General features: G+C 33.0%; 25 protein-coding genes and 1 pseudogene. 24 read left to right on the forward strand and 2 right to left on the reverse strand.

Annotation, left to right across the window (positions count from 1 at the left end; genetic code table 11):
- The first annotated feature begins 22 nt into the window (after positions 1–22).
- Entirely contained in the window at positions 23–2,254 is a 2,232-nt protein-coding gene (locus tag ELD05_RS05295; RefSeq protein WP_127351618.1) for an RCC1 domain-containing protein, read from the forward strand.
- 289 nt (positions 2,255–2,543) lie between these two features.
- Entirely contained in the window at positions 2,544–3,128 is a 585-nt protein-coding gene (locus ELD05_RS05300; RefSeq protein ID WP_015907483.1) for a hypothetical protein, read from the forward strand.
- On the opposite strand, the pseudogene ELD05_RS15130 reads toward ELD05_RS05300, so the two are convergent.
- Positions 3,085–3,906: pseudogene (locus ELD05_RS15130) on the reverse strand (transposase); the annotation flags it as partial. The gene ELD05_RS05300 and the pseudogene ELD05_RS15130 sit on opposite strands and share 44 nt — an antisense overlap.
- Positions 3,907–4,227: 321 nt before the next feature.
- On the opposite strand from ELD05_RS15130, the gene ELD05_RS05310 reads away from it, so the two are divergent.
- From ELD05_RS05310 to ELD05_RS05330, 5 genes are read left to right on the forward strand one after another with little or no spacing between them, the layout of a single operon-like run.
- Positions 4,228–5,343: a hypothetical protein gene (locus ELD05_RS05310; protein ID WP_127351619.1), complete on the forward strand. Its 1,116-nt coding sequence runs from the start codon at positions 4,228–4,230 to the stop codon at positions 5,341–5,343.
- 8 nt (positions 5,344–5,351) lie between these two features.
- Positions 5,352–5,714: a GntR family transcriptional regulator gene (locus ELD05_RS05315; protein ID WP_127351620.1), complete on the forward strand. Its 363-nt coding sequence runs from the start codon at positions 5,352–5,354 to the stop codon at positions 5,712–5,714.
- A complete protein-coding gene (locus ELD05_RS05320; RefSeq protein ID WP_127351621.1) occupies positions 5,701–6,324 on the forward strand; it encodes a hypothetical protein in 624 nt (207 codons plus the stop codon). Before ELD05_RS05315 ends, ELD05_RS05320 begins: the two co-directional genes overlap by 14 nt.
- Before the next feature lie 4 nt (positions 6,325–6,328).
- On the forward strand, positions 6,329–7,423 hold the full coding sequence (locus tag ELD05_RS05325; protein WP_127351622.1) for an alpha/beta hydrolase: 1,095 nt from the start codon (positions 6,329–6,331) through the stop codon (positions 7,421–7,423).
- Between the two features lie 37 nt (positions 7,424–7,460).
- On the forward strand, positions 7,461–8,315 hold the full coding sequence (locus tag ELD05_RS05330) for an ABC transporter ATP-binding protein (protein WP_127351623.1): 855 nt from the start codon (positions 7,461–7,463) through the stop codon (positions 8,313–8,315).
- Positions 8,316–8,511: 196 nt separating this feature from the next.
- Here ELD05_RS05330 and ELD05_RS05335 read toward each other — a convergent pair whose 3' ends face one another.
- Positions 8,512–9,249, reverse strand: a complete 738-nt coding sequence (locus ELD05_RS05335) for a hypothetical protein (RefSeq protein ID WP_039764505.1) — start codon at positions 9,247–9,249, stop codon at positions 8,512–8,514.
- A gap of 222 nt (positions 9,250–9,471) precedes the next feature.
- On the opposite strand from ELD05_RS05335, the gene ELD05_RS05340 reads away from it, so the two are divergent.
- The 17 genes from ELD05_RS05340 to ELD05_RS05415 all read left to right on the forward strand — a co-directional run bounded on the left by ELD05_RS05340 (position 9,472) and on the right by ELD05_RS05415 (position 22,447).
- Entirely contained in the window at positions 9,472–10,416 is a 945-nt protein-coding gene (locus ELD05_RS05340) for a transposase (protein ID WP_127350978.1), read from the forward strand.
- 188 nt (positions 10,417–10,604) lie between these two features.
- Entirely contained in the window at positions 10,605–10,955 is a 351-nt protein-coding gene (gene ylxM / locus ELD05_RS05345; RefSeq protein ID WP_011917672.1) for a YlxM family DNA-binding protein, read from the forward strand.
- Positions 10,948–12,279 carry a signal recognition particle protein gene (ffh, locus tag ELD05_RS05350; protein WP_127351624.1) on the forward strand — a complete coding sequence of 444 codons (1,332 nt, stop codon included), beginning with the start codon at positions 10,948–10,950 and terminating at the stop codon, positions 12,277–12,279. Before ylxM ends, ffh begins: the two co-directional genes overlap by 8 nt.
- Positions 12,280–12,315: 36 nt before the next feature.
- Positions 12,316–12,561, forward strand: coding sequence for a 30S ribosomal protein S16 (gene rpsP, locus ELD05_RS05355; RefSeq protein ID WP_127351625.1), 246 nt, complete (start codon positions 12,316–12,318; stop codon positions 12,559–12,561).
- Positions 12,562–12,589: 28 nt separating this feature from the next.
- A complete protein-coding gene (locus ELD05_RS05360) occupies positions 12,590–12,823 on the forward strand; it encodes a KH domain-containing protein (RefSeq protein WP_013290831.1) in 234 nt (77 codons plus the stop codon).
- 50 nt (positions 12,824–12,873) lie between these two features.
- Positions 12,874–13,383, forward strand: coding sequence for a ribosome maturation factor RimM (rimM, locus tag ELD05_RS05365; RefSeq protein ID WP_011917668.1), 510 nt, complete (start codon positions 12,874–12,876; stop codon positions 13,381–13,383).
- A 2-nt stretch (positions 13,384–13,385) separates the two neighbouring features.
- Complete coding sequence (trmD, locus tag ELD05_RS05370) at positions 13,386–14,123, forward strand: tRNA (guanosine(37)-N1)-methyltransferase TrmD (protein WP_127351626.1); 738 nt, start codon at positions 13,386–13,388, stop codon at positions 14,121–14,123.
- Between the two features lie 107 nt (positions 14,124–14,230).
- The gene (gene rplS, locus ELD05_RS05375; protein ID WP_127351627.1) at positions 14,231–14,617 is read left to right on the forward strand and encodes a 50S ribosomal protein L19; all 387 of its coding nucleotides are present in this window, start codon (positions 14,231–14,233) and stop codon (positions 14,615–14,617) included.
- A gap of 55 nt (positions 14,618–14,672) precedes the next feature.
- Positions 14,673–15,521 carry a ribosome biogenesis GTPase YlqF gene (gene ylqF, locus ELD05_RS05380; RefSeq protein WP_127351628.1) on the forward strand — a complete coding sequence of 283 codons (849 nt, stop codon included), beginning with the start codon at positions 14,673–14,675 and terminating at the stop codon, positions 15,519–15,521.
- Positions 15,502–16,119 carry a ribonuclease HII gene (locus ELD05_RS05385; protein ID WP_127351629.1) on the forward strand — a complete coding sequence of 206 codons (618 nt, stop codon included), beginning with the start codon at positions 15,502–15,504 and terminating at the stop codon, positions 16,117–16,119. Before ylqF ends, ELD05_RS05385 begins: the two co-directional genes overlap by 20 nt.
- Before the next feature lie 6 nt (positions 16,120–16,125).
- On the forward strand, positions 16,126–17,553 hold the full coding sequence (locus ELD05_RS05390; protein ID WP_127351630.1) for a hypothetical protein: 1,428 nt from the start codon (positions 16,126–16,128) through the stop codon (positions 17,551–17,553).
- Positions 17,554–17,557: 4 nt separating this feature from the next.
- Positions 17,558–17,842: an EscU/YscU/HrcU family type III secretion system export apparatus switch protein gene (locus ELD05_RS05395; protein ID WP_039764490.1), complete on the forward strand. Its 285-nt coding sequence runs from the start codon at positions 17,558–17,560 to the stop codon at positions 17,840–17,842.
- On the forward strand, positions 17,839–18,195 hold the full coding sequence (locus ELD05_RS05400; RefSeq protein ID WP_127351631.1) for a YraN family protein: 357 nt from the start codon (positions 17,839–17,841) through the stop codon (positions 18,193–18,195). The genes ELD05_RS05395 and ELD05_RS05400 overlap by 4 nt, the downstream gene beginning before the upstream one ends.
- Before the next feature lie 84 nt (positions 18,196–18,279).
- Complete coding sequence (locus ELD05_RS13995; protein ID WP_164742582.1) at positions 18,280–18,429, forward strand: hypothetical protein; 150 nt, start codon at positions 18,280–18,282, stop codon at positions 18,427–18,429.
- 257 nt (positions 18,430–18,686) lie between these two features.
- Positions 18,687–19,580, forward strand: a complete 894-nt coding sequence (dpsA, locus tag ELD05_RS05405; protein ID WP_011917660.1) for a dipicolinate synthase subunit DpsA — start codon at positions 18,687–18,689, stop codon at positions 19,578–19,580.
- Entirely contained in the window at positions 19,570–20,160 is a 591-nt protein-coding gene (locus ELD05_RS05410) for a dipicolinate synthase subunit B (RefSeq protein ID WP_011917659.1), read from the forward strand. The genes dpsA and ELD05_RS05410 overlap by 11 nt, the downstream gene beginning before the upstream one ends.
- A gap of 109 nt (positions 20,161–20,269) precedes the next feature.
- On the forward strand, positions 20,270–22,447 hold the full coding sequence (locus tag ELD05_RS05415) for an FtsK/SpoIIIE family DNA translocase (RefSeq protein ID WP_011917658.1): 2,178 nt from the start codon (positions 20,270–20,272) through the stop codon (positions 22,445–22,447).
- Position 22,448: the final 1 nt, after the last annotated feature.

Here is a 22,448-nt window from a genome sequence, read left to right on the forward strand (position 1 = left end):
TTAATTTTGGTAGAGGTGCAAAATGAAAGTGAGAAGAGTAAAGTATGCAGTATTATTGTTTGTAATTTTTAGTTTTCTGAGTATGACCTTATCAAATGCAAATTCAAAGAATAAAGAAAACAGCAAAGAGTTGCAGGGAGAAAATTTTAAGGTTATTTCATCAGGTGCCGGGAGTCTTCACACGTTGGCAATTAAAGATGATGGAACAGTGTGGGCATGGGGATATAATGGTTTTGGGCAGCTTGGCAATGGCACATATAAAGATTCGTGTATTCCTGTTCGTGTTAAGGGGCTCAAGGATGTGGTGGCAGTATCAGCAGGGACGTTTCATTCTTTGGCGTTAAAGAAGGATGGGAGTGTATGGATTTGGGGTCATACTAACTATGGACAGAGAAAAAGCGATGTATATAGAGATTTTACAACACCAGTGAAGGTAAAAGAACTAAAAAATATAGTTGCGATTGCAGCTGGGTGGGATTTTTCATTGGCTGTTGGTTCTGACGGAAGCGTTTGGGCATGGGGTATAAACAATCATGGGGAGCTTGGAATTGGGAGTTTAAAACCATCAGCTGTTCCAGTAAAGGTGAAAGGGTTAAAAGATGTAGTAGCAGTTTCAGCAGGACTTTATCATTCATTGGCACTGAAACGTGATGGTACTGTTTGGAGTTGGGGATATAATGAAGATGGTGAGCTCGGGAACAGACCAACTGAAGATTATACTGTTTCTGTTCCTGTCCGTGTAAAGGGATTATCTGATGTTATAGCAATCTCAGCAGGTGGTTTTCATTCTATAGCACTAAATAAAGATGGCGCTGTTTGGATTTGGGGTGGAGGTATAATTGAGAAAAATGGGAAAATAGATAATTCATATATTCCTGTACGTATAAGATGGTTAAATAAGGTTGTAGCTATTGCTGCCGGTTATCGTCATTCAATAGCATTGAAAGATGATGGGACAGTATGGGTATGGGGACATAATTCTTATGGTGTGCTTGGTAGTAATGTTGGTGAGCATTCATTTTTGCCTGTTCAGGTTAAGGGTTTAAAGAACGTTGTAGCAGTTGCCGCAGGCAGATTGCATTCAGTTGCTTTAACAAAAAATGGTACTATTTGGGCATGGGGGAATAATGCTTTTGGTCAGCTGGGAAGAGAGAATAATAGCTTTTCTTTAAATCTTCCATATAAAGTGAAATGGCTTGACAATGTTGTAGCAATTGCTGCGGGTGGTTCTCATACGTTAGCAATAAAAAGAGATGGAACAGTTTGGTCATGGGGTGCTAATAACAAAGGTCAGCTTGGTAACGGGACTTATAAATCTTCGTATATTCCTACGTGTGTAAAGGGACTAAATAATGCTGTGTTAGTGGAGGCTGGATCTCAACATTCATTAGCAGTAGATAAAGATGGCACTGTTTGGGTATGGGGATTTATTGAAAGTGTGTGGAGTGAAAAAAATACTAAAGATATATTATCTCCACTACCAATAAAGATTGGAAAATTAAACGATATTACGGAAATAGCTGGTGGATTAGATTACATATTGGTTTTAAGAAAAGATGGGAACATATGGGGGTGTGGTAATGATTTTTATTTTCGCAAATTTACCGACAGTTCAGTAAGTTCTGTGACTAAATTAATACGTTTAGATAATATAAAAAATGTGAGGTCAATTGCAGCAGGTTACTTTCATTCATTGGCTGTGAAAACTGATGGGACTGTTTGGTCATGGGGTGATACTAATTTAGATAATAAAAAGAAATATCTTAATTTTTCAGAAAAGCCAGTTAAAATAAAGGGATTGAGTGGAGTAGTAAAAGTAGCGGCTGGTAAATATCATTCTTTGGCTTTGAAAAAGGATGGTACTGTTTGGAGTTGGGGATATAATGCTTATGGTCAGCTTGGGAATGGGACAAGAGAGACATCTTTTGTTCCTGTACGTGTGAAAGGTCTAAACAATGTAGTAGCAATTGCTGCAGGGGATTACCATTCAATGGCACTGAAAAAAGATGGAACTGTTTGGGTATGGGGTTCAAACATTAGAGGGCAGCTTGGTAGAAGAAATATAGAATTTTCAACAGTTCCTTTAAAAGTAGAAAAGCTTGACAATGTTGTGGCAATTGCTGCAGGAGATACTCATTCAGTAGCGCTTAAAAAAGATGGAACAGTATGGGTGTGGGGGATTGAATGTGACAGAGATCTTAGCAAAGAGATTCTTTCCTCTTCATCTATTCCGGTACAAATAAAATTCAGATGAAGATTGAGTATTAGACTATAAATAATTTTGTATAATAGACAAACAGCAGAATGTCAAGAGGTAGGGGATATAATATACCAAATAAAAATAACATTCAAATTTTACTTAATTCAGCTTTTAAGAAGTATTTAGCTTAACTTATTGGTATTAGTAAGTGTTTTATTTATGGTTTTCGGAATAAAAGTATTACCTGTTAGGAAGGTCATATATTTTAAAGATAGAAATGGAAGGATGAAATGTTTATATTGGTGTGATAAATTTTTAGTAGAGATAGAGGTGATAAGTAATTATGATGGAAAAGGGTGAAAGCAAAAAAGGGATGGGTTGTTGGGCAATATTAACAATCAGTGTAGGTATGTTTATTTTTTGGTGGTATATATATCCTATTATACCTTTTGAAGTTAAAACTTATTATATTGGTTGGATAGAGAGTGACAAAGAAATAGAAAAAATTATTTGGCGAGACAGTTTTGTAGAATATGAGGTTAATATGTTGTTAGTGTTAGGGTATGATAAAAATAAAAGCTATCGTGTCCAGAAACTATTAGAAAAACTGAGAAAGGTGGATAGTAATAAATATAAATTGTTAGTAGTCTATGGTTCACGAATTAAAAGAATTAAGAAATCAATGGACAATATTTGTACTTTTGATGTGTTAGAATTTGAAAGAAATATACCTGAAAACAAAATTCATTATTACTTAATAGACAGAAGAATCCCTGCAATAAGTCCTGAATTTTGGGGGATAAGAATAATTGATTATAGTACCAAAATTAGTTTGTTAAATGTTATTGTACAAAATGTTGTAGATATTTATTATGGACAATCAATTAGGTTGTTGAATAATAAATATTACCAACAATACATAAAATAAACAAAAGTTTTTGATTCCATTCATAAGTAAAAGAAAACTTCTTACCTTCTAATTTTCTAAAAAGTTGCTCAAATAGAAAAGTAATTAATATCCAATCAATAAATCTTTTATGATTTCTAAATTCCTTGAGCCTCACATTCTCAGGATTATATTCTCCTTTTAATTTGCTAAATAGTCTTTCAATCTTTGTTCTCTGCTTGTATAGCTTTTTACCCTCTTCAGTTTCTAAAAATCTTATGTTCTTGCTTCTAAAACTATTGCTAACATTGTTTTTATTTTTCATGTTTCTTTTATTTATCCCAGCAACAAATTTAACTTTAAGCTTATTTGCTATATTAAATCAGCTGCTACAATCGTATCCCGCATCTGCTAAAACAATCTCACAGCTCAAGCCCCATGCCCTATACAAAAGCTCTTCTTGTCTTGAGTCATGTTCATTTGCCCCTGTTAAAATCCAGAAAAGTGGTATTACTTCTTCTTTACCTGTACACAAAAGATGTAATTTGTATCCCCTGAAAAATCCTATTGTAATATGTATACATATTTTTGCTTCTAAATCATTTTTGGCACTTCTCAGCGACGGCGAGTCAACTTTTGCTATACTCATATCAGGTTTTATTTCAGCTATTACTATGTCCTTTATATCTTGCATGTATTCTTTCTATATTGTTCTTGACAACTTTGCAAAATATGAATAGTTTGGACTTTCTTCCATACCTATTGCTCTTTTAAACTCTGTGTCTTGGTTTATTCGATATTTTAATTCTCTGAAATTTTTCCCCCTTGTGTTTTGTTGTGATTTTCTCTTAAATTAAAATTATAACACAAGAGGGGTATTTTCTTTTGTTGCTACGTTTACTATAACATGGTTATTTCTTTTATTCAACAACCTCAGGATAGAAATAATTTCATATAATACATTATATCATAATTACATTTATTAGAAATATTAGTTTAGAATTCCGTTTATCCATATCAAAAGTACTCGGAATATATAATTTAAAAATTTTAAAAATCATCGAAAAATACAGTTGACAGAATCAAATTTTAGTGTTATATAATTATATAACACTATAAAAATCAAACAGGAGGGTAGGTTATGCATTTTAATCAAAATGTTTTAGGACTTATTGGTTTGCTGGTGGTCATTTTTTTCATTGTACTTGGGCTTTTCTATCTTATATCCAAAAATAGCTCTAACATATTTCAGATTAAAAAATTTCACACAAGCCAAACAATGAGACTTGTTTTATCACTGTTGTCAATTTTATTTGCATGGATTTTTCCATGGACTGCATTAAAGGTTTTATTTGTACTAAGTTGCATTTTGTTTTTATTTAGTATTTTTCCAATAAAGAAAACCTCTTTTGGAATGGTTATTGCTGTAGCCTTAGTCACATTGGTTATTGTTGGTTTAATTATATCTCAACTTCACTACTATTCTTCTGATAAGCAAGATTATAAGTTTTCTGGGTTATCAAAAAGTATTTCACAAATAATTTCTGATGTGATTACCAGCAGCGACTTTATTGAGGTTTATCATTTAATTACTTATTCTGCAGACCAGGATATGTCAATTAAGAATTTTGATGAAATTGTAATTACCTGTTCAGGCGGAATAGATTTAGAACTCATTGAAGATGAAGATGCCATCTATTTTCCTTCAGTGCTCAAAACAAATGTTTCAGGAAAAACTTTGAAAGTCTTTGACAGAAATAAAGAATTTAATACAACATATGAAATAAAACTTGGTACAAAATCTTTGAGATATGTAAAAGTTTTGTGTAGAGGTTTAAAAATAAGAGGGAATGGGAAATTCAAAAATTTAACAGTAAATTCAAGTGGCAGTTTTATTCAGGGGCAGATTGAAGCAACAAATGATATCTCTATAGACTGTGCAGGGCTTGAGCTAAGAGCTGATTTTAAGGGGAAGACTTTGAAGATTGATTCTTCTGGAGCAGATATAAATTCACAGTTAATATTTGACAAAATTGAAATTGATTCGACAGGATTGAATATCAGTGCAAAAGCAAGATTTGAGGAGTTTGATATTAATGCAACAGGATTGAATGGAACAATTAATATTTTAAATAGCGAAAATGAAAAGGGCATTTTGGACATTGAAGCAACAGGTGGTATTGTAAAAATCAATAACCTTTACAGTGCACCTGTTACAACCAAAACTTCAGGTTATGTAAAACTTATAAGAGAGTGATGATTAAAATGCTGAGAAAAGTTGATAAACACAGCGGTGTGCCTGCATACGTGCAGATCGTCAACATGATTAAATCAGAGATAATACTTGGAAATCTTCAGCAAGGTTTACAGCTTCCAACTGTAAGAGAACTTCAGGCAATTTTTGATGTGAATATAAACACTGTCTTAAAAGCACTTGAAAAACTAAAAGCTGAAGGTTTTATTGAAGCAGAACAGGGGATTGGGTATTTTGTGAAGAAGGATATTGATGTTGATAAAAAGATAATTGAGATAATAAAAGGGTGTGTTAGGGAACTTAAAAGTAATCAAATAGATTTTTACACAGCCATAATTTTATTTGAGGAGGTGTGGAAAAATGAAGAGGTTTGAATTTTCAAGAATTTTAAATTTTAACATCGAAGAAAGTCTAACAAAAATGGATATTTACATTGGAAAAGAACTAAAAGAAAAAACAGGTCAAATACTATTTTTCACGCTAATATTGTTTATACCGAGTTTTACCATAAGAGTTATTGGCATAATACTTCTATGTTCTGCAATGCTTGTAAATGATATTAAGAATAAAAATGTTGAGCTTTTGTATTTTTTGCCGTTCTCAAAAAGAGAGCTATTCCTGTATAATCTAATGTTTTTAGTTCTTATAATTTCAATAACCTCAGCAGTTGATAAAATATACTATAACCTGACCATTTTAGAAGGGTTATTGGCTATTTTCAAAACAATCGTTGCGCTTTTAGCAATTTACGGGATAAGTATGTTATTCACGACATTAGGACATGATGGTTTTATTTGGAGTATTGTAATAACAATTGCAGATACTTTGCTGGGGGATTTAGGCTCAACTAATTTGAATGCAGCTGATTTTAATCCATATAGTTTAATAAGCTTTACAAAGCAGGGAAGCATGATTTTAGCCTTTTTGTATGCTGCTCTGATTTGCTTTTTAGCATATTTTGCATATGTAAAAAAGGAGGGATAGAAAGATGAATTTAATAGCAAAAACTCAAAAAAATAAAAACAAGATTATAGCTGCAATACTTTTTATTATCTTAATAAGTTTTTCAATTTGTTTACTAATTATCACTGTTTTATATAGTCAAGCTTTTAAGAGATGTACCTCCAAAGATGATAAAGTGTATTCTCTTGTGAAAAAGTATCCTAATTTAGTTTACAAAAGAGTACAATTCAAATCAAATGCAGGACAAGTGTTAAGAGGTTATATTTATTATAAGAAAAATAATATCGAAGCTAAAAAAGGTTTAATTGTTGTATCACACGGATTTGGCGGAACCCATATCAATTATTTAGATGAAATAAATTATTTTACGGACAAAGGATATTACGTTCTTGGATTCGATAATACTGGATGTGGTGAAAGTGAAAGGGATTCAATGATTGGGCTTCCACAAACTGTTGCTGATCTTGATTATGCGTTACGTTTTATTGAAAAGAATAATGAATTTAAAAACATGCCCATATTGCTTTTTGGACATAGTTGGGGTGGTTATGCTGTTTGTACTGTTTTATCCTATTCTCATAAAATTGCAGGTGTTGTTTCGTGTGCTGGTTTCAATTCCCCATATGAAATTGTAAAAACAACTGCAATGGACTCTTATGGAAGATGGGGGAAAGTTATTTTGCCTTATTTAAGTTTGCTTGAAAGAATAAAGTCTGGCAAATTAGCAAACGTATCTGCAATAGATGGGATAAAGAAAAGTTCAGTACCTGTGTTGGTCATACATAGTAAGGATGATGATGTAGTGAAATTAGAGAATAGTATTTATGAGGCGTGCAAACATTTAAATAAAACTAATGTTAGTTTAAAACTATTTGATAATAAAGGACATGATATTTTTTTATCAGACAATGCCTTGAAATATATTCGACAAAAAAGAAATGAATTTAAAGAGTTAACAAGTAAGTATGGCAGCTACAAAAAAATTCCTAAAAAAATACTTAAGGACTTTCAAGCTAGTATAAACCGCAAATTAATGTCTGAGATTGATCAAGACATGATGGAGCAAATAGTTGAATTTTTTGATAATGCAATAGAATTACAAAAAAATAGAAGTATGTAGCGAGGTCTTAATAAAAGAGAAGGCGGTGAGTACTGAGATGGTAGTATTAGAAGTCAAAAATTTGAGCAAAAGAATAAGCGGGAAACAGATTTTAGCCGACGTGAATTTTTCAGTTCAAAAAGGTGAGATATTGGCTCTTGTTGGACCAAATGGGGCTGGTAAGACGACAACTCTAAAGTGTATAATAAATGCAGCTTCCAGAGATACCGGAGAAGTTTTGATTTTTGGCAAGCCTTTTGAGCCTTCTTTAAAGAAGAACATAGCATTTGTTTCTGAGCACAGAAAAGTTTTTTCAAGGTTGACATTAGGTGATTACTATAAGATGTATCAAGCCTTGTATCCAAATTGGGATGATTTATTTTTCAAAAATTTTCTTTCAAGCTATGGGTTTAGTACAAGTCAAGAACTTTCTAAATTTTCAATGGGTCAAAGAACGCTTATCCTTGTTATCTTAGCATTAGCAACAAATGCAGAGCTGGTGCTTTTAGATGAACCTACTCAAAACCTTGACCCAACTGTAAGATTTGAGTTGATACAACTTATAAAACAATATGTTCAAGAGAAAAATATAGCAGTTATTGTGTCTTCACACGAGATTTTTGAACTTGAAGAGTATGCAACAAATATTGCGATAATCAAAAATGGCAGAATTTTGTACTGCGATTCAATTGATGATGCTAAACAAAAACACAGAATAGTCTCTTCAATGGCAAACTTGAAGGATGCAGAAGTTATAGGTTTGCTTGACGATGAGGTTTTAGTAAGAACTGAGAAGGATATGGGAGAATATCCCCGATTAAATCAAATTATAATTGGATATTTAAGAGGAACGGAAGGTATGCAAGAAATTAAAAGTGGTTACTACCAAAAAACAGATTTAAATTCTGTATAATATACCTTAAAATTACTGAAATGTTCGGCTCACTTTGCTCTTGTATCTTAGGATAAAATTACAAAGATTGTTCATAGCCATTAAAAAATTTCTGCCAATATTCCTTGTATTCTCTTCCAATTTTTGCTAATATAAAATTGTGTTTTTAAGGCTAACAAAAAGGTGGGAAGTTAAAACTTCCCACCTTTTAGATATTTTATTTTTCTGAAGAGCTTTTAGTTTGCGATTCAGATTCTGCTTCGTAGTACTTTTCCCATACCTCTTTTGGGACATCATCATACATAGGAACATTTTCAAGTTTATCTATTCTTTTGAACTCTTCTGATAATTGATCTAAGGTTATATTAAAATATTTCTTCTTATATCTTTCATCATACCACCAACAAGCAGGATATACGGTATTGTTGCTGTTCACTTTGAATATAAACCTATTGGGACAATTTACATACCAGGTATTAGGCCTTGTGTTTTTTCCTTTTGTCAGAACAAACACAAATTTTTCACCAGGATTCATTGCAAAAAGATCAGAGTGATTTTGCGGATCAAAGACTACAAAGCCTACATCGATTTGTTTTTCATCTAATTTGCCTTTGAGAACCTTTTCAACTTCAACTGTAACATAAAGTCTTGGCAGGGTCTTAACAAAAGGTATGCCTGCTGCTTTCGCAACTCCATATTCATTTGTACCAGGTTGTGCAGTTATTGTTTCTTCTACTTGTTCTTTTTTAATAACTTTTCCAACGATAATAAGCTCTGAATATTTTGCGCAAAATTCAAAATTAAGAAATCTTACAGAAGACATAGGATCAATATAAATTTTAGGTTTCTCATATTGAATTGTTGTGTGTGTATTTTTAAATCTGATAAGCATGTAAGGCAGCATAATTAACAAAAAAACAAAAAGAATTGAAATGCTTATTTTAATTCTTTTCATCTACTATTGCCTCTAATAGCAAAGATTTTACACAAATTATAATTTATAAATAGCAAAATAAGAAAATCATGTCAAGCTTTATTTTAAATAATAATATAATTTGAGGTTGTTGAATAAAAGAAATAACCATATAGAGTAAACATAGTAACAAAAGAAAAAAGCCCCCTTGTGTTATAATTTTAATTTAAGAGAAAACCACAACAAAACACAAGGGGGAAAAAGATGACTAAGAATATTAAAGCACAAAATAAGAAATTTTTAAAGCTGCTTTTTGTAATAAAAAAGGTTACTGAAGTTTTATCGAGGAAGATAAAGCAAAATAGAAGGGGACGACCGAGGAAATTTAATCTGTTTCAGATAATAGCTTGTTTGGTTTATAAAGTTAAAAAGGGGATAAAGAGTTTCAGAGAATTAGAATATCGAATAAATCAAGACACAGAGTTTAAGCAAGTAGTAGGTATAGAAGAAAGTCCGGACTATTCATATTTTGCAAAGTTGTCAAGAAAAATAGAAAAAGAATACATGCAAGATATAAAAGACATATTAATAGCTAAGATAGAACCTGATATGAGTATAGCGATAGTAGACTCTACGCCGCTGAGAAGTGCCAAAAATGATTCAGAAGCAAAAATAGGTATACATATTACAATAGGATTTTTCAGGGGATACAAATTACATCTTTTGTGTACAGGTAAAGAAGAAGTAATACCACTTTTCTGGATTTTAACAGGGGCAAATGAACATGACTCAAGACAAGAAGAGCTTTTGTATAGGGCATGGGGCTTTGGCTGTGAGATTGTATTAGCAGATGCGGGATACGATTGTAGCAGATGGTTTAATATAGCAAATGAGCTTAAAGTTAAATTTGTTGCTGGGATAAACAAAAGAAACATGAAAGATAAAAACAATGTTAAGAATGTTTTTAGAAGCAAGAACATAAGATTTTTAGAAACTGAAGAGGGTAAAAAGCTATACAAGCAGAGAACAAAGATTGAAAGACTATTTAGCAAATTAAAAGGTGAATATAATCTTGAGAATGTGAGGCTCAAGGGATTTAGAAATTATAAAAGGTATATTGATTGGATACTAATTACTTTTCTATTTGAGCAACTTCTTAGAAAGTTAGAAGGTAAGAAGTTTTCTTTCGCTTATGAATGGAATCAATAACTTTTGTTTATTTTATGTATTGTTGGTAATATTTTTTATTCAACAACCTAAATAATATAATTTATAAAAAAATTTTCTACAAACTCTTGACACTATCCAATCACAAAAAATTTTTGACAAAAGAGCAGAAGTTTATTATCATATAATAGTGTCAAGTTTTTAAGCTTTACAGAGAGATGAAATTAAAAATGCAGCAAGAAAATAAGGTATATTTGAGTCTTCTTTATGACTTTTATAAAGACTTTTTGACCGAAAGACAAAAAAAGATTATAGAGCTGTATGTAAATGAAGATTTAACCTTGGGAGAAATATCAAAAGAACTTGGCATATCACGGCAGGGTGTTTTTGATGCATTTAGAAAAGCAGAAATAGCCTTGAAAAGGTATGAGGCAAAGCTGAAATTAGCAGACAAGTATTATAAAAACAGGAGCATAATTGAAGAGGTCCTACAGAAACTTAGGAGAATATACGAGAGATATAAAGATGAAGAAATAATGAGTATAATAAATAGTATTCAGGAGTGGCAAGAAAATGTTTAGTAGCCTTTCTGAAAAACTGCAGGATGTTTTCAAAAGACTTAAAGGTAAGGGCAAGCTAACAGAGAAAGATATTAAAGATGCTATGAAAGAAGTAAAACTTGCCCTTTTAGAGGCTGATGTAAACTACAAAGTGGTAAAAGATTTTATTAACACTGTGACACAAAAGGCTGTGGGAGAAGAGGTTTTAGAAAGCCTCACTCCTGCTCAGCAAGTAATAAAAATTGTGTACGATGAGATGGTAAATCTACTGGGTGGAAGTGACACAAAACTTACATTTTCACCAAGCGGGTTTTCCATCTATATGATGGTTGGTCTTCAAGGTTCTGGTAAGACCACCACAGCTGGAAAGCTTGCCGGGCTTTTAAAAAAGCAGGGCAAAAACCCTTTGCTTGTTGCCTGTGATATATATAGACCTGCTGCAATAAAACAATTAGAGATTGTTGCACAAAAAGTTGGAGTAAAGTGTTTTGCAGATTACAACAGCAAAGATGCTGTTAAGATAGCAAAGGAAGGCATTGAATTTGCAAAGTCTAATAGATGCGATGTTGTCATTGTTGACACTGCAGGAAGACTTCACATAAATCAAGAACTTATGGACGAGCTGGTTAGTATCAAAAATGCAATAAAGCCAACAGAAGTTTTGCTTGTATTAGATGCTATGACAGGACAGGATGCTGTGAATGTTGCTGCAGCTTTCAATGAGCAGCTTGGCATAGATGGAATTATTATGACAAAGCTTGACGGTGATACAAGAGGCGGAGCTGCACTTTCTGTCAAGGCAATAACTGGTAAGCCTATAAAGTTTGCCGGTGTTGGCGAGAAAATGGAAGATTTAGAGGCTTTTCATCCTGACAGGATGGCTTCCCGAATACTTGGAATGGGTGATATTTTGACTTTAATAGAGAAAGCTCAGGAAGCTATTGACCAAAAAAAGGCTGAGGAGCTTGAAAAAAAACTTAGAAGTATGCAGTTTACTCTTGAAGATTTTTTAGATCAACTAAGACAAATAAAGAAGATGGGACCGCTATCTCAGATTATTTCAATGATACCTGGCGTTAAATTAAAAGGCGATGTGGATTTTGATGCTGGCGAGAGGGAACTTAAAAAAATAGAAGCGATCATAAATTCCATGACAAAAGAAGAACGCCAAGACCCAAGCATTATTAATTCCAGCAGAAAAAGACGAATTGCGATGGGGTCAGGCACCACTGTTCAAGATGTGAACAGGCTTTTAAAACAGTTTGAAGACATGAAAAGAATGATGAAGCAATTTTCAAATCCCAGCTTTGCCAAGAAAGGAAAATTTAAATTTCCTTTCATGTAATACATCTAAAAATTTAAAAGAGGAGGTGATTTTGAAGTGGCAGTAAGAATTAGACTTAAGAGAATGGGTGCAAAGAACAATCCTTTTTATAGAATTGTTGTTGCAGATTCACGCACACCGAGAGATGGAAAAACAATTGATGAAATTGGCTATTACAATCCTTTGAAGAATCCTGCTGACATCAAAGTTGATGTTGAAAAGGCAAAAAAATGGTTATCATACGGTGCTCAGCCAACAGACACTGTAAAAATTTTGCTTAAAAAAGTTGGGGTAATTGAATAAACCATTTTATGAGGAGGGAGAACTTGACATGCTAAAAGATTTAGTTGAGGTCATAGCAAAATCTTTAGTTGACAACCCAGACCAAGTAAAGGTTAGTGAAATCCATGGTGAGCAATCTGTAATAATAGAATTAAAAGTGGCTCCTGAAGATATGGGCAAGGTAATTGGTAAGCAAGGTAGAATTGCAAGAGCTATAAGGACAGTTGTCAGAGCTGCAGCAAATAAAGACAACAAGAGGGTTATTGTTGAGATTTTACAATAAAAGAGTTAGGCGTAGTTTTGCCTAACTCTTTTTTAAAAAGGTGAGAAAAGATGTATAAGTACCTCCAAGTCGGCAAAATTGTGAACACCTTTGGTCTCAAAGGTGAAGTGAAAGTAATACCTCTTACAGACAGTCCTGACAGATTTTCTGAGCTTAATTATGTTCTTTTGGAAGACAATCTTTCTCAAAAGCTTACAATCGAAAGGTACAGGGTAAAGGATAATATTGTAATAATGAAATTTAGAGAAATCTCAAGCATAGATGAAGCGCTAAAACTAAAAAATCGTTTTTTAGTGATAGAAAGAGAAAGGGCTAAAAAACTTCCAGAAGATACCTATTTTATATGCGACATAATTGGGCTTGAGGTTTATGATTTAGATGGGAGAAAGCTTGGCAAGGTGAAAGACGTCTTGCAGACGGGAAGCAATGATGTGTATATCTGCCAAAGCTATATAGGTAAGAAAGATTTGTTAATCCCAGCTTTAAAAGATATTGTTAAAGAAGTGAATATCGAACAAGGGTATATGAAAATAAAGGTTATTGAAGGGTTGTTAGATTAAAGATGGTATTTAAGGTTTTGACTCTGTTTCCAGAAGTGATTTTGCAAGCAACAAACTTTAGCATTTTGAAAAGGGCACAACAGAGGGGCTTAATAAAGATTGAGGCAATAAATATAAGGGATTATACCAAAGATAAACACAAAAGGACAGATGATTATCCTTATGGCGGCGGATATGGAATGGTTATGACTGCCCAGCCAATAGTTGACGCATATGAGAGTATAAAGTCCTCTAAATCTCACAGAGTAATTTATCTCACACCTCAAGGTAAAAAGTATACGCAGGATATTGCAAAGGAATTTTCAAAAGAAGAGGAGCTTGTCATCATTTGTGGACATTATGAGGGGATAGACCAAAGGGTTATTGATTTGATTGTGACAGATGAAATTTCGATAGGAGATTATGTTTTAAGCGGAGGAGAGTATGCAGCCCTTGTCTTAATTGATTCTATATCAAGACTTGTTGAAGGTGTTATTGAAAAGAAATCAGTAGAAGAAGAAAGTTTCTCTGATTGTCTTTTGGAATACCCACATTACACAAGACCATATGAATTCAGAGGGCTTAAAGTTCCTGAGGTTCTTCTCTCAGGGAATCATGAAAAAATAAAAAAGTGGCGTAGGTATCAAAGCCTTTTAAAAACAATTAAATCAAGGCCAGATCTTATAAACGCTGCTAATTTAACAGAGGAGGATATAGAATTTTTAATAAAATATTGTGAGAGTCAAAAAATTGTGTTATAATTACACATGTTCATTTTAAAGCTTTTTTCTTTAAATCTAATGATCCTCTGCAATTGAATATTCTCAAATTGTACGAACATCTATACAGGAAGGAGGGAAATAAAAAGATGGATATCATTAGAGAAATTGAAAGCGAAATGCTAAGAAAAGATATTCCTGATTTCAAACCAGGTGATACAGTAAGAGTTCATTTTAAGGTTATTGAAGGTGGAAGAGAAAGAATACAAGCTTTTGAAGGGCTTGTTATAAAAAGAAGAGGTAAGGGACTTTCAGAGACATTCACAGTTAGAAGAATCTCTTACGGTGTTGGGGTGGAAAGAGTATTTCCTCTTCACTCACCAAGGATTGAAAAGATTGAAGTTGTAAGAAGAGGTAAGGTAAGAAGAGCAAAACTTTACTATATCAGAGAGAAGATTGGTAAGGCTGCAAAGATAAAAGAGCTTATTGAAGCGTCTCAAAAAGAGGATAATATCCAAGAAGAGACTAATGCTTAAAAGTTTAAGCTTAGTCTCTTTTTTATATTTTTAGGGAAAAAGGAGGCTTTATAGTTTGATTGTTCAATGGTACCCGGGGCATATGCAGAAGGCAAAAAGAGAAATACTTGAGCTTAACAAGTATGTAGACTTGTATCTCATCCTGCTTGATGCAAGAGCGCCTTTAAGCTCCCGAAATGAGCAATTAGAATCACTTATAAAAGACAAACCCAAGATTTTTATTTTAAACAAAGCTGATTTAGCTGATGAGAAGAAAAATACTCAATTTTTAAACTATTTTGAATCAATCAACCAAAGAGCACTTTGTGTTGATTCTTTAAAAGGTACAAACGTAAAGAATATATTCAAAATCGCCGAAAATTTATTAAAAGATAAAATTGAAGAGGCAAGACAAAAAGGAAGAAGAAAAATAGTAAGATTTGGTGTTCTTGGAATTCCGAATGTTGGAAAATCTACACTTATAAATAAAATAACAAATTCCTCTAAGGCAAAAACTGGAGACAAGCCGGGGGTTACAAAGTCTAAGCAGTGGATAAAGATAAATGATTATTTTGAGATGTTGGACACGCCTGGTATCTTGGTGCCAAAGATTGAAGATGATTTGGTTGCTATAAAGCTTTGTGCTATAGGAAGTATCAAGGATGAGCTATATGATAAGGAACTTGTCGCAAAAAAAACTATAGGGATTATCAAAAAAGGTTACTGCGAGCTTTTGAATAAAAAATACTCTCTTGACTTTTTGAATATGTCTGAAGAAGAGTACCTTATTGAGATTGGTAAGAAAAGAGGCTGCGTTTTGAAAGAAGGCAAGATTGACACCTTAAAAGCTGCTAATTTGTTTTTAGAAGATTTAAGGAAGGCAAAAATTGGGAGGATTACGCTTGATGAAATTGGGGATAGATGAAAATTATTTTGAACTTGAAGAGAGCTTGCTAAAAGAAGGATATAGATTCATCTGTGGAGTTGATGAGGCAGGAAGAGGTCCATTGGCAGGACCTGTTTTTGCTGCTGCTGTCATAATGGATAGAAAGAGAATAATTGAAGGTGTGAGAGATTCAAAAAAGCTTACTCCCCAAAAAAGAGAGAAACTTTTTGAAGAAATTTTGAAAGAGAGTATCACATATTCGGTGGCGATGGTTGACAACAAAACAATTGATGAGATAAATATAAACAACGCTACATTTTTAGCAATGAAAAACGCAATAGAAGCTTTGGAGCTTGTCCCTGACGTGGTTTTGGTTGATGGTTATGAGATTCCTGACTTAAATCTTCCTCAAAAAGCGTTGATAAAAGGAGATAGAAAGTCATATTCTATTGCATGTGCTTCTATTTTGGCAAAGGTTTCAAGAGACAGGTTTATTACTCAAATTTCTTCTTTATATCCTGTTTACAAGTTTGAAAAGCACAAAGGATATGGCACAAAAGAGCATATACGGCTAATCTTAGAATATGGTCCATGTGAAATTCACAGGAAATCCTTCTTGAAAAATATTCTCAGGTGATTAAAAATGAATGAGATAAATAACTATATAACGCTTTATAGGCAAAATCTTATAAATGAAATATTGAATCTTATTGACAATTCCAATCACCAGATAACTGGTGAGATTATAAATGTAAATGGTGACAATTTAATTCTTAATATAAACTCTCAAACCATTGTGGCAAAAAACCTATCTTCATTTTCTTTCAAAGAGGGTGATAAAGTTTGGTTGAGCAGTCCTAGGTACCAAGATGGTAAATTGACTTTTAAGATTGTCGAATTGTTACCCCAAAATACCAGAACCAACTCAGATGTAAGCTCGAATGACAATTTAAGTAATATTACATTTGCAAAATCTCAAAATTCAGATGTTGAAAGAGATATTTCGAATAAAATAGAGAATTTGATTAGATTTACAAAACCAGAAAGCTTTCTTTTTATTAAATCAGATAAAATTCCAAACTCTCTTTTAGAATTTGCCAAGAGAAACAAAGTATTTTTAGGGACTATTACAATAGAAAAAGAAGGTGAATTAGAAAGACTAATTATAAAAGTTGGTGAGAAGACATTTGAAATAGAAAATGAGTTGAATACATTTTATCTACAAGGGAAAATAAAAGAAGGTAAAATTTTTAGTGGTGATAACAATCTTTTTCTGTTCGTATTTGATAAGGAAAAAGGGCTTATTTTGATTCCTAAAGAGACGGTCGTAAACAAGGAGTTTAAAGACATTATTTTGTCCATTTTTTCAAATATCCGAATCGAGCCAAAAGAAGAAAAGGATTTTTTGGCTATTCTGAGTTTGATACTTGCAAAAAGGCCAATTACAAAAGAAGAGTTTATGATGGAAAGAGCCCAGCTTAACAAATTTTTGGACAGCCTAAATAAGGTATTTGCCAACAAGCATCAAGGTCAGGATTTGGATAAAGAAAATTTGATTATAAACACAAAAGAAGGCTTTTTTTTATTCAAACTTCTAAGTAGAGATGATAAAGCGTTTGAGCAAAAGGTAGTTCAGATATTGAATGACTTGAGATTTAATCAGAAAGAAAATGTCCAGTTTGACTTTGGTAGCTTTTATTTAAACATTTTTAATTTCAAGCTAAACATAAATGAAAAGCCTTTTGAACTTCAATTTTTTGTTAATAGGAAAAAGGGTACTAATATGAAAGTGAACTCAGTAATGATAAGAATAAACACACAAACTTTGGGCTGTATAGGTGTTTATGTAAAAAAGATTTCACAAAATACCTTTAAAGCAATGATTGCCTCAGATAGGCTCTTTACTTTAAAATTAATTGAAAGTAAAGCAAATGAACTCATCTCTGCTTTGAAAGAAAGAGGATATAAGCTCGAGATTGACTATAAAATGGAAGATACTTCAACAACAAATGTAATATTAGATTTTTTGATGTGTGAAGCTCCTATTCAAAAAATTGATATGAAGGTGTAAAATAATGAAAGAGAAGAAAAAAAAGAAAGCAGTTGCTATAAAGTATGATATCAAGGAAATAGCGCCTAAAGTCATAGCAAAAGGTCAAGGACTTGTTGCAGAAAGGATTTTAGAGAAGGCAAAAGAGAAAAACATTCCTATTTACCATGACCAATATGTAGCAGAGAGGTTATTCAATTTAGAACTGCAGCAATATATTCCTGAAGACCTTTATGAAGTAGTAGCACAAATCTTAGTCTTTATTGGATATTTAGACAAAATAACTCAAAATGGAGATAAAAACCCATGAACAAAAAAGAACTGGGGAGTAGTGGTGAGGAAAAGGCAGTAGAGTTTTTGAAGAAAATGGGCTATGAAATTTTACTTAGGAATTTTCGGTGCAAGCTTGGAGAGGTTGACATTATAGCAAAAGAAGGGGATACCATTGTTTTTGTTGAAGTAAAGACAAGAAGGAGTCTTAAATTTGGCTATCCTTCTGAAGCAGTTACTATGACAAAACAAAGACATTTAAAAAGAGTTGCTGAGTATTTTGTTCAAAGACAAAAAGTAAAAAATTGTATGTATAGATTTGATGTTGTTGAAGTGTATATGAATGTCAAAAATGAAGTATTAGATATAAATTTAATTAAAAATGCTTTTTAAAGAATACTAAAAGAGGTTTATATTAAAAGTTATCAGAGTTGTAGCTATTGTCAGCAACATTGAGTTTATCGGCAAGAAGATGGTATGAAAAAACTATATGATACATTACATCAGATAGATGGTGTTGTGGGTTACGTTACAGCTCAGAACAAATTGGTTTTAGACAGGCTTTTTGCTCTAATGAAGATTAGCGAGGGATGTCAAGGGTATTATTGTAACAGATGGGTTAAATGAATTAGAAACTGTGAAAAACAGGAAAGAGGTTTTGGAAAGGGCATTTGAGCATGGCAAGGAGATTGTAAAAAGGTAAGTGAAGAAAGATTACAATACAAAAATAAAGTTGTTGTGTTAAATGCCTCCAGTATAACTTTTGTCAATGGAAGTGGTTATGCTGGGGGCTTTTTATTTTTAATTATTTAGACAAGCACCATTTTTTATCAAGAGACATAGATTATATTAGCTTTGTTGGAAAGTTAAGAGGGAAGATAGGAATGAAAAAACATATAGGATTTGTAGGTGGTGATCAGAGAATTTTAAATGTGGCTGAAAGTCTAATTGAGAAGGGCTTTGATATTTGGATGTGTGCAATCGACCAAGAACAAGAAGGTCAGATGCAAAAATTCAATATTACAGATAGTTTAGAAGAAATTGTAGAGAATTCAGATGTGATAGTTGGGCCTATTCCATTTTCACAGGATGGAAAATATATATTTTCGCCTTTTTCAAAAAGACTATTAGAAATAGAAGAACTTGTTGAGAATCTGTGCAAAAAGGGTATACCACTTATTGCAAGTGTAATACCAGAGAATACAAAACGATTTTGTGAGCTAAAAAAGGTAAAATATTACGATTTATACGAAAAAGAAGAACTGGCAATTCTAAATGCTATTCCCACAGCTGAGGGTGCTATTGGTATTGCTATTGAAAAAATGCCAATAGCTCTTCACTCTTCAAATGTTTTGATATTGGGATACGGGAGAATAGGTAAAATACTCTCAAAGATATTAAAAGCTTTTGAGTGCAGTCTGTTTGTAGCTGCCAGAAAAATTTCAGATTTAACATGGTGCAAGGCATTAGGCTATGTACCTGTTGAATTATCAGAGTTAAAGGAATATGTTGCTAAAATGGATTTGATTGTAAATACCATTCCGGCAAAGGTAATTGACAAAGAAGTTATAGATAATATAAGAAAAGATACTCTTGTCATTGACCTTGCTTCAAAACCAGGTGGTGTTGACTTTGAATATGCAAAACAAAAGGAAATAGAGGCTGTTCATGCGCTTTCTCTTCCTGGCAAAGTTGCACCAAAAACTGCTGCCCAGTATATAGTTGAGGTTCTTTTAAATTTGTTAGATGAATTGGAGGGAGAGAAAATTGAGTCTTAATAATGTCAAGATTGGATTTGCTCTTACAGGGTCGTTTTGTACATTTGATAAAATAATACCTATTATAGGAAAACTCAAAGAACAAGGAGCTTTTATAACTCCAATCTTTAGTGAGAAAGTACAGATAACTGATACTCGGTACGGGAAGGCTTCAGAGATTATGGGCAAAATAATAAATATTTGTGAAAACAAGCCAATAACCAGTATTGTCGAAGCAGAACCAGTTGGACCTAAGGATCTTTTTGACATATTGGTGATTGCCCCTGCAACTGGTAATTTCATTGCAAAACTTGCAAATGGTATTATTGATGAGACAACTGTTATGTGTGCAAAAGCGCAACTTAGAAATCAAAAACCTGTAGTGATTGCAATATCTACAAATGATGCACTTGGGCTAAATTGCAAAAACCTTGCAACTCTTATAAATAGCAAAAATATTTATTTTGTGCCTTTTAGGCAAGATGACCCAATTTCAAAGCCAAATTCGCTTGTTGCTGAGTATGACCTTTTAATACCGACGATAGTTCAAGCACTTTCTGGAAAGCAAATTCAACCTCTTTTGCTTGGTTCAAATGTTTAAAAGGTGTAAAGAACCCCTTGTCAATTTTAGGGGTTTTATTTTTTTGGAAAAGGGCTATAATATACTTAGAAAATTATGAGGATTATTCAAAAGGTGAAGTGAGTTTTTGATGAGAGCAAAGACAGTGGAGAAAAAAAAGAGATATAGAATAAAAAAAGAGGTTTTTGATAGATTGAATGCTGAGATTTTCGGCACCTTTTTATTTTTTATTTTTGTCTTTTGCACATTTTCCATTTTTACAGATAAAGTAGGGATAATTGGTGAGTTTATCAAAAAGGTGCTTCTTGGATGTTTTGGAATAGGAGTCTTTATAATACTTGGATTTTTACTTTATGTTTCTCTTGATTCTATTCTTAAAAGACCTAAAGTTTTTTCAAAAACTGATGTCACAATTTTTACTTACATAGTCCTTGCGTTTATATTAGGGACAACCTTTTTACAAGCGTCACTATATCCAATGTCTAATTCTTTTGTAAAGGTTTTAAAAGACTCTTATTTTAAAGGCTTAGAATTTAAGGGGTTTGGAGTTTTTGGAAGCATACTTACATACCCTTTTATTACCTTGTTTGGTTATACCGGTACGCTTATAGTGTGCATCTCAATATTAGTAATCCTGAGTATGGTAGTTTTTAGTTTTTCAATAAGAAAGTTTATAAAATACCGAAAAGCAAAGAATGAGCATATTAATAACCAAGATAAGAAAAGCGAAGAAAATACCAAGCCAAAAATGGAGAGCTTTTATAACTATCAAGAGGATATAGGAATCCAAGAAAAAAAAACTGAGGAGATAGTTGTTAACCTGCCAAAGTCAAGAAATAGAGCAAAATCTGTGGACAAAAAAGAAAAGAGGCCAGAAAATGGAGAATATTTATATCCGCCACTTGAATACTTAAAAAGGCCAAGTGAGAATATTTCTGTCTCTAAAAAGGATATAAACGAGAACATTAGAAAACTTGAAGAAACGTTAAAGAATTTCGGTATAGAGGCCAAGGTTAATGAGGTAAATGTAGGACCTACTGTAACACGATATGAAATTCAGCCTGGCCAAGGTGTGAAAGTGAGCAGAATTGTCAGTCTTTCAGATGATATAGCCTTGGCTTTGGCAGCGCCCTCTGTAAGGATTGAAGCCCCTATTCCTAATAAGTCTGCAATTGGAATAGAAATTCCAAACAAAGAACCACAACCTGTCTTAATTCGAGAGCTATTGGAAGACCAGCTATTTTATACACAGGTTACCAAGATTCCTTTTGCGATAGGGAAAGATGTTGCAGGTACACCTATTATAGGTGATATAACCAAAATGCCTCATCTTTTGATTGCTGGTGCAACTGGTTCTGGAAAAAGTGTGTGTATAAACTCGCTCATTATAAGCATCTTATATAGGTGCAGACCTGATGAGGTGAAACTCATTTTAATTGACCCGAAAGTTGTGGAATTGAGCCTTTATAATGGAATACCACACCTTTTAGTACCTGTTGTAACAGATGCGAAAAAGGCAGCAAACGCACTTTCGTGGGCTGTTTCTGAGATGACAAATAGATACAAGCTCTTTGCCCAAGCAGGAGTAAGAGATATTTCAGGTTACAATAAATGGTGCGAGGAAAATGGTCAGGAAAAGCTCCCATTTGTTGTAATTGTGATTGATGAGCTTGCTGACCTTATGATGGTATCTCCAGCTGAAGTTGAAGATGCAATTTGCAGGCTTGCACAGATGGCAAGAGCAGCTGGAATGCATCTGGTTGTGGCAACACAAAGGCCGTCTGTTGATGTTATAACAGGACTTATAAAGGCAAACATACCGTCAAGAATTGCGTTCGCTGTCTCATCACAGGTTGATTCACGGACTATATTGGACCAATCAGGTGCAGAAAAGCTGTTGGGAAGAGGGGATATGCTCTATCTTCCAATGGGTTTAGCAAAACCAATAAGAGTTCAGGGTGCGTATGTCTCTGAATCTGAGGTTGAGAAAGTTGTTGAGTTTTTAAAACAGAATTTTAAAATTGAGTACAACCAAGAGGTAATCGATGAGATAAACAATAAGATTTCAAATATTAAAGAACAAGAGACAGATGAACTTTTGATAAAAGCTATACAGATTGTTGTTGAATCACAAAATGCTTCAACTTCGTTTTTGCAGCGAAAACTAAGAATTGGATATTCACGAGCTGCACGCCTTCTTGACCAAATGGAAGAAAGAGGAATTGTGAGTAGAATAGATAGTGGTGGAAAGCGTCAAGTTTTAATTACAAAAGAACAATTTGACGAGATGCTTATGAACATGGAGTGAT

Origin of the sequence: Caldicellulosiruptor changbaiensis (assembly GCF_003999255.1) — a bacterium.
GTDB lineage: Bacteria > Bacillota > Thermoanaerobacteria > Caldicellulosiruptorales > Caldicellulosiruptoraceae > Caldicellulosiruptor > Caldicellulosiruptor changbaiensis.